Source organism: Arthrobacter gallicola (genome assembly GCF_014836775.1).
In the GTDB taxonomy this organism is placed as follows: Bacteria; Actinomycetota; Actinomycetes; order Actinomycetales; family Micrococcaceae; genus Arthrobacter_B; species Arthrobacter_B gallicola.
This window is the reverse complement of the sequence record NZ_JACSQD010000008.1, coordinates 45,059-59,176: the sequence shown is the minus strand read 5'-3', so window position 1 is coordinate 59,176 and position 14,118 is coordinate 45,059. Positions and strand designations below refer to the sequence as shown.

Annotated in this window: 8 protein-coding genes; 4 read left to right on the top strand and 4 right to left on the bottom strand. The window is 63.5% G+C overall.

The genetic code is table 11. From position 1 onward, the window contains the following. Positions 1-38: 38 nt before the first annotated feature. Genes H9639_RS15575 through H9639_RS15565 form a run of 3 tightly spaced genes read right to left on the bottom strand, consistent with a single transcriptional unit; the run spans position 39 to position 6,158 of the window. The gene (locus H9639_RS15575) at positions 39-2,276 is read right to left on the bottom strand and encodes a beta-glucosidase family protein (protein ID WP_191808994.1); all 2,238 of its coding nucleotides are present in this window, start codon (positions 2,274-2,276) and stop codon (positions 39-41) included. Beyond that, positions 2,273-4,771: an alpha-L-rhamnosidase gene (locus H9639_RS15570; RefSeq protein ID WP_191808993.1), complete on the bottom strand. Its 2,499-nt coding sequence runs from the start codon at positions 4,769-4,771 to the stop codon at positions 2,273-2,275. Before H9639_RS15570 ends, H9639_RS15575 begins: the two co-directional genes overlap by 4 nt. A gap of 34 nt (positions 4,772-4,805) precedes the next feature. Then, positions 4,806-6,158, bottom strand: a complete 1,353-nt coding sequence (locus H9639_RS15565) for an MFS transporter (protein ID WP_191808992.1) — start codon at positions 6,156-6,158, stop codon at positions 4,806-4,808. Positions 6,159-6,267: 109 nt separating this feature from the next. Between H9639_RS15565 and H9639_RS15560 the strand changes: the two genes are divergently transcribed. From H9639_RS15560 to H9639_RS15545, 4 genes are all read left to right on the top strand, one after another. Continuing rightward, positions 6,268-7,266 carry a LacI family DNA-binding transcriptional regulator gene (locus tag H9639_RS15560; protein ID WP_191808991.1) on the top strand — a complete coding sequence of 333 codons (999 nt, stop codon included), beginning with the start codon at positions 6,268-6,270 and terminating at the stop codon, positions 7,264-7,266. Positions 7,267-7,510: 244 nt separating this feature from the next. Further along, on the top strand, positions 7,511-9,859 hold the full coding sequence (locus H9639_RS15555; protein ID WP_191808990.1) for a glycoside hydrolase family 3 N-terminal domain-containing protein: 2,349 nt from the start codon (positions 7,511-7,513) through the stop codon (positions 9,857-9,859). Between the two features lie 56 nt (positions 9,860-9,915). Beyond that, complete coding sequence (locus tag H9639_RS15550; RefSeq protein ID WP_191808989.1) at positions 9,916-10,701, top strand: SDR family NAD(P)-dependent oxidoreductase; 786 nt, start codon at positions 9,916-9,918, stop codon at positions 10,699-10,701. Between the two features lie 64 nt (positions 10,702-10,765). Continuing rightward, positions 10,766-13,255, top strand: coding sequence for a glycoside hydrolase family 2 TIM barrel-domain containing protein (locus H9639_RS15545; protein ID WP_191808988.1), 2,490 nt, complete (start codon positions 10,766-10,768; stop codon positions 13,253-13,255). Between the two features lie 30 nt (positions 13,256-13,285). On the opposite strand, the gene H9639_RS15540 is transcribed toward H9639_RS15545, so the two are convergent. Further along, a complete protein-coding gene (locus tag H9639_RS15540; RefSeq protein WP_191808987.1) occupies positions 13,286-14,095 on the bottom strand; it encodes an alpha/beta hydrolase in 810 nt (269 codons plus the stop codon). Between the last annotated feature and the right edge of the window lie 23 nt (positions 14,096-14,118).

Here is a 14,118-nt window from a genome sequence, read left to right as displayed (position 1 = left end):
CCCGGTGGGTGGCCTAGACCCCCGGAGTCACGGGGCAGCTACGCTTCCTTCTTGCTGAGTTCCATCAGCGATTCCAGCACTTCGGCCGGAAAAGCACCGTTGGTGAATGCAAGGAATTGCTGCATGGGCATGGACTCGACCATCTTGAGGTGGTCGGAGTTGGATTGGGCCTGCTGTGCCTGTTCTTCGGTCAGAGAAGCGGCGAGCCCTGCCTCGAGCTGAGGGCCAACGACGGGGTGCGCGAACCAGTCGCCGACGGTGGAGTCCATGGTCAGCTCACGGATGATGCTGTCCCCGGCAAGGGCTATTTCCTGCTCGGCCAGGACGGTGAACGCATCGGAGCAGACCTGCACCGCGTAGTTCCCGGCCGGCACCACCCAACGGTTCAGCTGGATATCCCAGTAGGCGAATGCCCGCCGGTCCAGTTTCAGTGCCACCCTCTTACTTTCGCCGGCCTCAAGACTGACCTTGGTGAAGGCCCGCAGCTCCCGGGCCGGCCGGCGGACAGGACCTGCTGTGGTGGCGACATATACCTGGACCACGTGTTTGCCTGCGCGGTCTCCGGTGTTGGTGACGGTCACGTGCACGGTCACCGTGTCCTCGGAGAGCGTCTCGAGCTCCAGATCCGAGGTCTCGAAGGTGGTGTAGGAGAGACCATGTCCGAACGGGTAACGGACCTGCACACCAGCCGTGGTGTAGTAGCGGTAGCCGACGAGCACACCTTCGCCGTAACGGACGTGTCCCTGCTCTCCGGGGAAGTTCAGCCAGCTCGGGTTGTCTTCCAGCCGCAGTGGAATGGTCTCGGCAAGACGGCCGGAGGGGTTGACGACGCCGAAAAGGACGTCGGCGATAGCCCCGCCGCTGGCCTGGCCCAGCAGCCAGCCCTCAACGACGGCGTGGACGTCATCGTGCCATCCTTCGAGGGAGACGACACCGCCGTTCGACAGGACGACCACTGTTTTCGGCGCTGCTGCGGCAACGGCACGGATCAGGTCGATCTGGTTGGAAGGCAGCTCGAGCCCCTCCCGGTCGAAACCTTCAGATTCTTCCCGGTCACTGAGCCCCGCAAAGACGACGGCGACGTCTGCGCTCCGGGCCATGGCTTCCGCCTCGTTCTTTAACCGGCCAGTGTCCGGTTCCTCAAGGGAAAACCCGGGTGCGTAGTCAACGGTGGCGTTGCGTTCGCCGGCGAGAGCCGTAAGGTCTTCCAGGGCCGATTCAGTCCTGGTGGCGTTGATGTGGGAACTGCCGCCGCCCTGGAACCGGGGAGATACCGCAAAGGGGCCGATGACTGCGATGTGCTGCCCGTTGCGCAGCGGCAGTGCTCCGCCGTTTTTGAGCAGCACGATAGATTCTGCCGCTGCAGTGCGGGCCAGCGTGTGATGCCGGTCTACCGGCAGGTCACCGGTCGCTTCCCGGGCCAGGGAGGTAAGGGCAACGACCCGTTTCACGGCGTCGTCGACCTGGTCTTCTGTGAGCCGTCCCTCACGGACCGCATCGATAATCTGCTGATCGGTGGCCCCGCCGCTGCCGGGCATCTCAAGGTCCATCCCGGCTTCGACACCCGCCACCCGGTCACTGACCGCGCCCCAGTCCGAGACCACGGCACCTTCGAAGGCCCAGTCCCCGCGCAATACATCGGTCAGCAGCCACTTGTTGTGGGATGCGTAGACTCCATTGACCTTGTTGTAGGAACACATGACCGTGGCCGGGCGCGCTTCGGTCACGACTCGCTCGAAGGCGGGGAAATAGATTTCCCGAAGCGTCCGCTCATCCACGTCTGCGCTGATGCGCATCCGTTCGGTTTCCTGGTTATTGGCTGCGAAATGCTTGACCGAGGCGCCCGGACCGGTCTCCTGCAGACCAGTGACGTGGGCGGCCCCCAAGACGCCGGACAGCAGGGGGTCCTCGGAATAGTACTCGAAGTTCCGCCCGCACAGGGGAGACCGTTTGATGTTCACACCTGGCCCCAGAACAACCGATACCCCCAAGGCCAGCGCTTCACGGCCGACGGCGGCACCCACCTTCGCGGCCACGGCGGGGTCCCAGCTCGAACCCACCGCCACGGCAGGAGGGAAGCAGGTGGAGGGCAGGCTGTCGTGGATACCCAGGTGGTCTGCGTCGCTGTCCTGCCGCCGGATTCCATGGGGTCCGTCGGCGAGGACAATCGAGGGAATACCGGCGTCGTCGATGTTTTTGGTGGACCAAAAGTCCTGTCCGGATAGCAGTGAAGCCTTCTGTTCAAGCGTCAGGGCGGAAATGTCGACGGATGTCATGCGGGGGCTCCTTGGGAAGCTGAGGTGAGGGCTGAAGTGAGATCGTCTATGAGTTCGGCGGAGGCGCCGGGAACGTAGTCCAGCATGGTCCGCACGGACATGACCGCTGCCTCGGGACCGTCCCCGTCCAGGGGAACTCCGGGGAAATGGCTTGAGAAGGCATCCGTAAAGGCCCGCCAGGCACGTGCGTTGCCGGCGATCTGCCCCAGGGTTGAGTCTAAGGTGAAGACAGTGTCAGCGGCTGCCTCCGCTTTCAGGTCGTAGGACCAATGGTGGGTGCCTGCGCTGACGTGGATGACAGCGGAGTCGGGGTGCAGCGGCAGCTCCACTTCCGCGGTGGTGCCCGCTGGGATGGTGGCTTCCAGGGACACGGTGCGGTCCGTGAGGGACCAGGAAATTCGTACTTCCCCGTGGCCGGTGTCGTGGCGGAGGTTCGCGTGGGTTAGTCCGCCCCCGGGCTTAGGTGCGATCCGCATGTGAAGGTATCCGGGTTCGATGGCGGTTAGCCCGCCTATGGTCCGGTGCATCCAGTCCACCACGGCCCCGAGGGCGTAATGGTTTAGGGAAGTCATCCCTGAAGGGTTGATGGTTCCGTCGGGCCGGATGGAGTCCCAGCGTTCCCAGATTGTCGTCGCTCCCATCGTCACAGGGTAGAGAAAGGAGGGGCAGCCTGTCTCAAGCAGCAGCAGGTAGGCCTCATCGAGGTGGCCGGTCAGGGACAGGGCATCCGTGACCAGAGGTGTGCCGGCAAAGCCGGTCGAGATGCGGTACCCGGATTTGGCTACGGCGGACGCGAGGACTTGTCCTGCGAGCTTTTGCTGTTCGGCATCGAGGATGCCGAACGTGATCGCAAGGGCGTATGCGGTGGCGGTCTGGTCGACAAGGCGTCCGTTTTTCGTGATGTACTCGTTGAGGAAAGCGGTGCGGACCCGGTGGGCCAGGGCCGTAAACTCCTCAGCGTCCGTGCTCCGGCCCAGGATGGCCGCGGTGTCCGCCATCTCACGGGTGGTACGGCACAGGTAGGCCGACGCGACAAGGTGCCTGTCGGTTTTGCCGCCGGCTGGGTTGTTCATGGGGGCATCCGGGTCCAGCCAGTCCCCGTATTGGAAACCGCTGCTCCAGAGACCGTTCTCATCAAGCAAACCGGCAACCTGGCGGATGAAGGCGGCCATGGAGTCGTAGGCCTCTGCGAGGATGGCCTCATCACCGTATTCACGGTACAAGGTCCAGGGCAGGCTGACGGCAACGTCGCTCCACAATGCGGTTGGGGAGGACGGAGTGGACAGTACGTCGGGGACAACCCAGGGTACGAACCCCTTGGCAGCCTGTTCTGCAGCGAGGTCCTCCAGCCAGGAGCCCAGCACGCTGCGTACGTCATAGAGGAACGCAGCGCTGGGGGCGAAGGCATTGAGGTCCCCGGTCCAACCGAGTCTTTCGTCGCGCTGCGGACAATCGGTTGGCACTCCAACGAAGTTGTCCCGCATGGACCAGACCGCGTTGGCGTGCAGCTGGTTGAGCAGGGGGTTCGAGGTTTCCAGCCATCCCGTACGGCGCATGTCGGAGTGCACCACCACGGCGCGGAATGAGTCCGGCTTAGCGGTTCCCGGCCATCCGTCGACTTCTACGTACCGGAAACCGTGGAAGGTGAAGCGGGGTTCCCAGGTTTCGACTGTTCCGCCGCGGAGCGTATAGCGGTCGGTGGCCGCAGCGGTGCGCAGGGTTTCGACGTCGATTTCCCCTTCCGTCATCACTTCGGCGTGCCGGAGGGTGATGGTTGCTCCGGTTTCGCCCTGCACAGTGAAGCGCACCCAACCGGAGATGTTCTGTCCGAAGTCCACCACGGTCTTGCCGCTAGGGGTGGTAAGGATCTTTACCGGGGCAAGTTCCTCAATACGGCGGATGGGATCCGCCGTGGCTTCGAACAAGGTACCAAGGGGCCAGTCGAATGACTGCACGGCTTCCCAGGCTGAGTCATCAAACCCCGGGCGGTCCCAGCCATCGGGTTCGAGGCGTGCATCGAATTCTTCCCCATCGTAGATGCTGTTGGCGCGGACCCCGCCGGTGCCCGCCCGGAAGGACCCGTCGCTGGTCAGCGTTTCTGTCCGGTCTGCGTAGTCAAGGACCAGCTCCAGGTACAGGGCGGGACGGTCGGTGTAATGGTGCCGCTTGTTCTCCCACCCCAACCTGCCCATCGCCCAGCCCTGTCCCACGACGGCGCCGACGGCGTTTGCCCCCGCCACGATTTTGCCGGTGACGTCGTGGGTGCTGACGGCCAGCCGGTGCCGGTATGAGGTCCAGCCTGGAGCAAGGACTTCATCGCCCACCACGCCACCGTTCAGGTGGGGTTCCACAAGCCCCAGCCCGGTGATGTGCAGGGTGGCGCGCACGGGAGGTTCGGTTACCTCGAACTCGCGGCGCAGGTACACGGCTGGGTCACCTTCGTTGCCGTGTGAGGTGGTGGGCGTGATGAACTGGCCGGTCCAGTGGCGGGTCATGTGTTGGCTCCTTAAGCGTTGGGGGCAGGGGGTACTAGCGGACTGAACGGATGCGGAGTACCACCAGACCACCGAGCACGGTGCAGGCGGCTGCGATCACATACAGCAGAAGATAGTTCTTCTCGCCGCCTGCGGTCACACCGACAGCGAGGAAGATGGGTGCAATGAGCGGGGCGATTGACTGGGGGATTGAGGTGGCGAAGCTGATGATGCCCATAAAGCGTCCGGCGTCTGTCTCCCGTTCGGGAAGGACATCCAGGAGCAGTGCCTGGTCCACTGCTGAGAACATTCCGATGCCCAGAGATCCCAGCAGCGAGCCGGCCACGAGCATGGGCATGTCGCTGGAAAGGGCCATGATGATGGCACCCGCGCCGAAGATGAGACCCGAGGCGCAAACAAAGGCGCGCCGCCGCCGCAGCTTGTCGGAGAGGAAGCCGCCGCCGATGGCGCCTGCCGTCGTGGCCAGGATGCCCGCCATGGAAAGGATGGCGAGAATTCCGGCAACCTCGGTGACGCTGACGCCAAGACGGGAGGCGAAAAAGAATGCCGTGAAGGTGGTGTTAAGGGTGAGACCGAAGTAGAAGAAGAAACGGCCAAGCCAGTTCCAGGAGAAATCCGGGTGCTGCTTGGGGTTGTAGAGGTACTTCCGCAGCAGCCTGCCCAGATTCAGCTTTTCGTCAAACGTGTTGCCGCGGCTGTCCTTTTCATGAACCAGGAGGACGAACAGGCTGGTCAGGAGGACGCCCACGGCTCCGGGAACGAGGAAGAGCAGCAGGTTGTTGGACGCGAAGCTGCCGGCCAGCACCACACCGACGACCGGCGCCACCTGGGTCGCGAACCCGGTAAGTCCGGCGACCTTGCCGCGCTGGCTTTCGGGAAGCCTGTCAGCAGTGGAAATCAGCAGGTTGCTCAGGACCGTACCCCAGCCCAGCTGGGCGAGGACCCAGCCTGTTCCCAAGACGAGGACGCTGGGGGCGGTTGCCATCACGACCAATGAGACGATGCCCAGGATCATGCCGCCGATCATAAAGGGACGGCGGCGGCCCAGACGGGTGCGGGTCCGATCGCTGGCGACACCCAGGAAAGGGGAAGTAAGCATGACGGCGAATGCTCCCGCCCCGGTGATGTACCCGAGGTATTCCTCGCGCCCCGGAGCCAGCTCGTTCAGGCGTATTGCCAGGGAGATAGCCAGCGGGGTGATGAAAGCGACGAAGACCCCGAATTGGGCCAGGACCATGAGCCAGATGTACCGCTTGCCGACCGGGGCCAGCGCCGGAGTGCTGGCTGTGGACGCCGGGTCAAGAACTTCCGGGATGACGTCGACCTGGGGCAGGGGCTGGGGCAGGGGAGCGTCAGAACGCGCAGGTTTGCCCGTTGAAGAATTCATCAATGGTGACTCCGTTGTCGGTGTGAGAAGAAGTGACGTGGCTCGCTAGCGCGTGCTAGTTCGCCGATGTTATCTGAACTTGCTAGCACGCGCAAGGTAGGATTCTGGGATGACTGGGGAAGCGAAGAACCGGCGGGTCACTGCTGCGGATGTGGCGAGATCATTAGGCATCTCCAGGGCAACCGTGGGGTTCGTGCTCAACAACACCCGGGGCCAGACCATTTCGGAGGCAACGCGGAAGCGGGTCATTGCCGAAGCGGCGCGGTTAGGTTACCGGCCGCACACCGCCGCCCAGGCCCTCGCCCGGGGAAGCAGCAGGATCGTCCTGCTGGTGTTGCCGGATTGGCCTGTTGAGCACAGCCTTGGCCGGCATATTGCGGAGGCTTCCAGGGTGCTGGAGGAGGCCGGGTATTCCCTTGTCACTTATACCCTTCACGAAACCGGTGTGACGCGGCCGCTGTGGGAAGCCCTGGATCCGGATGTGGTGATAGGCATGCTTCCATTTTCGGAAAAAGACTTGGCGTCCATGCGCGCGAGCGGCATAACCACTATTGTCCCGGACCCGCAGACAGAGCCCGCGGAGTGGCAGAAGGGCCCGAGTGTCGTTGCCGGCCCTGAACTCCAGGTCAGCCATCTTGCCGGTCTGGGGCACAGCAGGATCGCCTTCGCGGCACCGGATGATTCCAGGCTTGCGAGGATTATCGACGCGCGGCTCGCCGTCGCCCGCGACACAGCAGCCAGGATGGGTCTGACAGGCATGGATGACCGCCGCATCAATGTCCATGACGCATCGTCCCGGTCCGCCGTGCTGGAGTGGTCCAGGGATGGCATCACGGGAGTGGTTGCCTACAATGACGAAATTGCTGCAGCGATCGCCGGTGCTGCGCTGCGTGAGGGCATTTCCGTGCCCGGGCAACTGGCCGTCATTGGTCATGACGACACGCCGCTGGCTGAACTCTTTGTCCCCAGCCTCTCCAGTATCCGCCTGGACATCGAAGGCCTGGGGCGCCAAATTGCGATGACGGCACTGAATGCGGCCGATGGCAGGGGTGGAGCTGCCGAAGACCCTCCCCTGGTCGCCGATCTGATCCGGCGAGAATCAACCTGACCATCCGGACTCTTCGGTTCTCTTCATCCCTGCAGGTCCCCCTAGCCGCTGGTTAAGGATGAGGTGATTGCTTCAAAGATCGTTTGTCCATTCGACAACTTGCGCGTGCTAGTGTTCCGTTAGATCATTCCGGGAACCGCTCCCCAAGCGATCCTCACCACACCAACCAACGCCGCCGGCTCACGCCGTCTAATTCCCTCACGGGACAGCAGCTGCGGGATTATCAAGTGATTTAGGGGCACCCATGACTGACATTTCCTCCCTCGTTCGGCGTCTGGACCTGAACCAGAAAATAGCGCAGCTGCACGGGCTTTCGATTTTTGACCTCATGGACCACGACCCAGGAAATGACGCGTCAAGGACAATGGACGGTTTTAAGCTGTCCAAAGTTGAACAGCTCCGACCGCACGGAGTGGGCCATGTGTCCCTCACCTGGTTACTCAACCCTGACTTCGACGGCTTCCGGCGGGATCTTGCGCAGCTGCAGGAATACGCCCGAGCGGCAAGTCCCTTCGGAATAGGGGCCCTGATCCACGGAGAGGGCATCAACGGGTTCCTTCATGCACAGGGATTCCAGTTCCCCACCGCCTGGGCACAGGCAGCGACGTGGGACCCTGACCTCATTCAGGGAGTCGGTGCCACCGTGGGAGATCAAATGCGCGCCGCCGGTGTCCACCTCGCATTCGCACCGGTCCTCGACGTCGCACGGGACCCCCGGTGGGGGCGCGTCCACGAAACCTACGGAGAGGACCCGGAGCTCATCGCACGGATCGGCACAGCCTACGTTCGAGGCCTGCACGGTGAAGAGAACGATTCCGGCGTGCTGGCGGCAGCTAAACACTTCCTCGGCTATGGTGCCTCCGAAGGCGGCCTGAACCAGGCAGCATCGTCTCTGGGCAGGCGCGCCATCACCGACGTCTACGCAGAACCCTTCCGCCGAGCCATCCGCGAGGCCAATCTGTCCCTGGTGATGAACTCGTACAACGAAATCGACGGTGTCCCCTCAGCCGCAGACCGGTGGCTGTTCACCGAGTTCCTGCGCGGCACATTGGGCTTCGAAGGTTTGGTTGTCAGCGACTATGACGCCATCGCCATGCTGTTCAAGACGTATAAGACAGCCACAACACCCGGCCAAGCAGCCAAGCAAGCGCTTACGGCAGGTGTGGACGTCGAACTCCCGGGGAACGAAACCTTTGGATCCCTGCAGGAAGAAGTCACCAGCGGCCGCCTCCCTGAACAGGTCCTGGACACCGCCGTCGAACGTGTCCTGGCGATGAAGGCCCGGCTTGGTTTGATACCGGACATCGCACCAAGGCCCCAGCTCCGGCCAGCGAGGGACCTGCGGCCGGAGCAGGCCGCTGCTCTGGGACGCAGGATCGCAGATAAGGGCATCGTCCTGCTGGCTAACGACGGAATTCTGCCGCTCAAGCCCTCCGGGCGGACCGCTGTCGTTGGTGAACTCGCGAATGAGATCCGAATCAATTTTGGCGCCTACACCGCTGTCGCCAACGCAGAGCAGCCTCTCGGCGTTATGGAGATCATGGCCGGTAAAGTCCCTGGAATCGATCCCGAGAAGGCCATCTTTACCGACCTCTTCCAAACCCGGTTACCTGGGATCGAGACTGCGTTCGAAGCGCAGGCACGCGGAATCCACCCCGATGCCGTGACAATTATCGAAGCGATACGCCAGGCAGCACCGGACACGGACTACCATCCCATTGGCAGCGTGGAGCAGGACGCCAGTCCGATCAACGAAGATGAGCTTGCCGCCCGCCTGGAAGGTGTGGACACAGTCATTGCAGTCGTCGGTGAACGCACCGGATGGGTCGGAAATCATACGGCCGGCGAAGGCCGCACCAGTGCCCGCGTGTCCCTTCCGGGAAACCAGGAAGAACTCATCCTTGCCTTGTCGAAGGTGGGCAAGAAAGTTGTCACCGTGATCATCACCGGTCGGCCGCTGCTCATCGAACCCGTGGTTGAGGCCTCGGGTGCAACCATCATTGCGCCGCTGCTCGGCGAACACGCCGGGCCGGCCATAGCCGACGTCGTATTCGGAAAAACCAACCCCAGTGGCAAGTTGCCGTCCACCTTCCCCCGCGAGCTGGGCCAGCTACCGCTTTTCCACGGTCACCGGTACGGCAGTGGCTACGATCATCCCACGGGGGTCCGTCACGGCTATACGGACCTGGTTGAGAACTCACCCCTGTTCGCGTTTGGCCATGGACTGAGCTACACCACGTTCGAGGCAGTACTTGAAGATGTGAGTGCCACAAAGGAAGAAATCACGGTCCAGGCCACGGTCCAGAACACGGGCGACATCGAAGGCGACACGGTCCTGCAAGTCTACGCACGCGATGAAGCCGCGCTGATCGTCCGCCCGGTACGGCAACTCATTGAATTCCAGCGGGTCTGCTTGGGTCCCGGGGAACAACGGACCATCAAATTCACCGTCCCCCTCACCCGGCTTGCCTACAGCATCTCCGAGCACCAGCGGATGCTCGAAGCCGGCGACGTGACCATCATGATCGGGTTCGCCAGCAACGACCTGCGTGCCGAAAAGACCATCCAGACAGGACAAATCCTCGCGGACTAAACGGCTTCAGAGTCCGCAAATACCAGGCCCAGTTTGGCCTCAACACAGGGAGAAATATGCTTCGTTTTGAAGGACGTCGGATACTCGTAACAGGCGGAGGATCCGGCATAGGACAGGCCACTGTGCTGCGTCTGCTTTCCGAAGGGGGACACGTCGTTGCCGCAGATGTGTCGGAAGCAGGCTTGGAAGACACCAAATCAGCGGCCGGACCCCGGGCCGGGCAGCTGATAACCCTCAGAATAGACGTTGCTGACGAGGAATCGGTAAGGCAAGGCCTCGCCCAGGCCGTAGCTGCGTTGGGCGGATTAGACATCCTGGTCAACGCAGCAGGCATCCTGCGGGCTTCGCACACCGAGCAGACCTCACTCGATCAGTTCGAGGCGGTGCTCCGGGTCAACCTGGTCGGAACGTTCCTGGTGATCAGGGAATCCATTCCCCACCTCCGGGCCGGAAACGCGCCCGCGGTAGTGAACTTTTCCTCCACTTCAGCCGCCTTCGCGCACCCTTATATGGCTGCCTACGCAGCAAGCAAGGGAGGCATTCAAGCAATGACGCACGCGCTGGCCTCCGAGTACGCCAAGGATGGCATCCGTTTTACTGCCGTCCAGCCCGGCTCCATCTCTTCCGGAATGACGGATGGATCGGGGCAAAGTAAACAGAGTCAGGGCCCGGGGCTGCCAGCGGACGCGGATTTCGACCTGATGGGCAAGCTCATCCCGGCGCTCGGAGCGGGATTTGCCGGGCCTGAGACCGTCGCCGGAGTCGTAGCCATGCTTGCCAGCGACGACGGCAGGTTCATCACCGGAACAGAGATCCGCATCGACGGCGGAACCCACTTCTGACATCAGAAGGCAGCCTTCGCCGCAATCCCCCCTGTCCCTCCCGCCTTCCTTCCGAAAGACACCCATGACGCGCACACCTTTTAATACGGGCTGGTCCTATCGCCGCAAGACGAGCATTTTTGCGGATGTGCAGGGCCAGGCAGACTCCGGGCACTCCATCCGTCTGCCCCATGACGCGATCATTGGGCTGGAGCGTCGGGCCGACGCGCCAAGCGGCGCTGCCGGAGCGTACTTTCCTGACGGCGCCTTCGAGTACCGCACCGTTCTCGACGTGCCTGAGGAGTGGGCAGGCAAGCACGTGGCCCTGGAGTTTGAAGGCGTCTACCGGGACGCCATGGTCTACGTCAACGGCGCCTTTGCCGCCCAGCGCCCCAATGGGTACGCAGCGTTTGTGGTGTCTCTCGACAGTCATCTGACGTACGGCGCCGAGAACACCATCCGTGTGGATGCGAGAGCCCACCAGGACTCCCGCTGGTACAGCGGTGCCGGAATCTACCGCGAGGTGCACCTCTGGGTCAGCGATCGAATGCACATCCTTGAGCAGGGCGGCATCCGGATCACGACCCCCGACGTGGACTTTGACCGAGCAGTCATCTCCCTGGCCGCCACGATTCGAAACTCAGGACTCACTACCCGCACGGCAACCGTGACGACGGAGATCCTCGACCCGGAGAGCCGCGTGGTGGCATCCGAGACCAGCCCGATCACAGTTCTGCCGCAGTCCGACGGTATCCTCCGGCAGAGAATGTACGTTCCGAACCCGCAGCGGTGGAGTGTGGACAACCCCGCACTCTACTCCGCCCGCACCCGACTCGACGGGCTCGGCGGAGAGCCCGAAATCCGGGTCACACATTTTGGGATCCGGACCCTGCAGCTGGATCCGGACAACGGACTGCGCATCAACGGCGAGACCGTGAAACTCCGCGGCGCCTGCATCCACCACGACAACGGCATACTGGGAGCCGCGACTTTCGCGGATGCCGAGGAACGTCGTATCCGCCTGCTCAAGGCGGCCGGGTTCAACGCAGTCCGCAGCAGCCACAATCCGATGAGCGCTGCCATGCTCGACGCATGCGACAGGCTGGGCATGCTGGTTATGGACGAGACGTTCGACATGTGGACCGAAGCCAAGTCGCCCTTCGACTACGCCCTGGCCTTCCCGGAGTGGTGGGAGCGCGACGTCGAGGCGATGGTTGCCGGCGACTTCAACCACCCCAGCGTGATCCTGTACTCGATCGGCAACGAGATTCCGGAGACCGGGAACCCGATCGGCAGCCAGTGGGGCCGCAGGCTAGCGGAAAAGATCCGGGAGCTGGATGACACACGCTTCGTCACCAACGGGATCAACGGGTTCGTTGCGGTCCTCAGCGAGATGGCGCTGATGATGCAGGGGACCGCCCAGGTCGAGGAGGACGCTGCCGACGGCGGGGTCAACGCCCTGATGGGCGACACCGACGACTTCATGGACCAGGTCATGGTCTCGCCGCTGGTGACCGATGCCACCGCCGAGTCCTTCGCGCTCCTGGACGTCGTGGGCATGAACTACGGCGATGTCCGGTACGAGTTGGAAGCGCGTGAACACCCAAACCGCATCGTCGTCGGCAGCGAGACGTTTCCATCCCGTATCGACGCGAACTGGAAGCTCGTGACCGGCAATGCACATGTGATCGGGGACTTCACCTGGTCCGGCTGGGACTACCTCGGGGAGGTAGGCGTTGGCCGAGTCCGGTACGAGGACGAATCGCAGGCATTCGACGGCGAGTACCCGTGGCTCACCTCGTGGTCGGCCGACCTCGACATGACCGGTTCCCGCCGACCAATGTCCTTCTACCGCGAGACGGTGTTTGGTCTGCGGACCACCCCCTACATTGCTGTCCGCCGCCCCCGCAATCACGGGCGCAGCTTCACCCTCGGCCCATGGAGCTGGACCGACGCCGTCTCCAGTTGGAGCTGGAACGTCGCCCAGGGCTCCCCGATGATCCTGGAGGTCTACAGCGACGCCGACGAGATCGAACTGCAGCTGAATGGTCGTACCGTGGCGCGCAACCCGGTTGGCAGCCATCGTGCGTTTGCAGCGGATTTTGAGCTTCCGTACGAGCAGGGGGAACTGACCGCGGTCGCCTTCGTGGCAGGAGCGGAGGTGGGCCGCACAGCGTTACGCACAGCTTCCGAAGACATCGTGCTCGACGTCCGGCTGGACAAGCCGGTGCTCGAGCTGCGCGACGGAGCGCTCATCTTCGCCGAGATCGAGCTGCGGGATCGCGACGGCAACTTGGTGAACGATGCAGACCGGCCCGTCACCGTAGGGGTCTCCGGTGCAGGCTCGCTGGCGGCGTTCGGCAGCGGGCGGCCCGCCACCACCGAGCGGTTCGACCAGGACACGCACGGTACGTACGACGGACGCGTGCTGGCGATCATCCGCCCTGACGCTCCCGGGCCCGTCGAGATCACCGTCAGCGCCCCCGGACTGGCTGCAGTCGTTGTCTCCGCCGAAGTGCGGACCCGCGCGGCCACGCCCGAACAGGCGCCGGCGACGGGGCAGATGCCTTCGTAATCACGCGTGGGCCGGACCGCCGTGGTCCCGTCAGCTGCCGGGATCTGGCGGACAACCGGCGCTGCGGGATTCCTCCGGCGGGCACAGATAGGAGCCGGCCCAGGCCGCAATGATGGCGGCCGCCCTGTCCGTCTGGTTCCGGTCCGTCAGCAGGTGATCGGCGCCGTCGAGCGCGACGAAGCTGCGCGGATGCGGGGCTGCCTGGAAAATTTCGGTGGCGTTCTCAATCCCGACCGTCAGGTCATCGGGGGAGTGCATCACCAGCAGCGGAACCTGCAGCCCGGCGATGCCGCCGCTGAGGTCGTGCCGGTACAGGTCGGCGACGAGTTCCTGCCGGATCCGCAGCGTCCGGCCGCCCAGTACAACGTCGGCCTGCCCCTGTTCCGCGATGGTATCCAACTCGTCCTCGAACAGATGCGCTACGTGGGAAGGGCGGAAGGGGGCGGCTATGCTCACCACGGCAGCGAGCTCCGGAATCCGGGCGGCGGCGGCGAGGGCAGCTGCCCCGCCAAGGGAATGGCCCAGCAGGAGGGTGGGGGAGCGGTCCCGCGACCTCAGGTAGTCAACTGCGTTGAGAAGGTCCGCGACCTTGGTGCTGAAGGATCCGTCTTCCCAGGTGCCGGTTGAGCGGCCGAGCCCCGCGGCGTCATAACGCAGGACGCCGATGCCCAACTCCGACAGCCTTTTGGAGATACGGGAAGCAGCCGCACTGTTTTTCCCCAGGGCGAACCCGTGGCAGAACACGGCCCATCCGAGCGCATCGCCGTTCGGGATATCCAGAGTGCCGGCCAATGTGGTGCCGTTGGCACCGGGAAAAGAGACGGATTCGAACGCGGGCATACATCAACCCTAGCCGTTCGGCT

What these genes read in the sequence shown, in the direction of transcription:
- H9639_RS15540 (WP_191808987.1), bottom strand. Translation starts at nt 14,095, where the DNA reads ATGCCCGCGTTCGAATCCGTCTCTTTTCCCGGTGCCAACGGCACCACA.
- H9639_RS15545 (WP_191808988.1), top strand. Translation starts at nt 10,766, where the DNA reads ATGACGCGCACACCTTTTAATACGGGCTGGTCCTATCGCCGCAAGACG.
- H9639_RS15575 (WP_191808994.1), bottom strand. Translation starts at nt 2,276, where the DNA reads ATGACATCCGTCGACATTTCCGCCCTGACGCTTGAACAGAAGGCTTCA.
- H9639_RS15555 (WP_191808990.1), top strand. Translation starts at nt 7,511, where the DNA reads ATGACTGACATTTCCTCCCTCGTTCGGCGTCTGGACCTGAACCAGAAA.
- H9639_RS15550 (WP_191808989.1), top strand. Translation starts at nt 9,916, where the DNA reads ATGCTTCGTTTTGAAGGACGTCGGATACTCGTAACAGGCGGAGGATCC.
- H9639_RS15565 (WP_191808992.1), bottom strand. Translation starts at nt 6,158, where the DNA reads ATGAATTCTTCAACGGGCAAACCTGCGCGTTCTGACGCTCCCCTGCCC.
- H9639_RS15570 (WP_191808993.1), bottom strand. Translation starts at nt 4,771, where the DNA reads ATGACCCGCCACTGGACCGGCCAGTTCATCACGCCCACCACCTCACAC.
- H9639_RS15560 (WP_191808991.1), top strand. Translation starts at nt 6,268, where the DNA reads ATGACTGGGGAAGCGAAGAACCGGCGGGTCACTGCTGCGGATGTGGCG.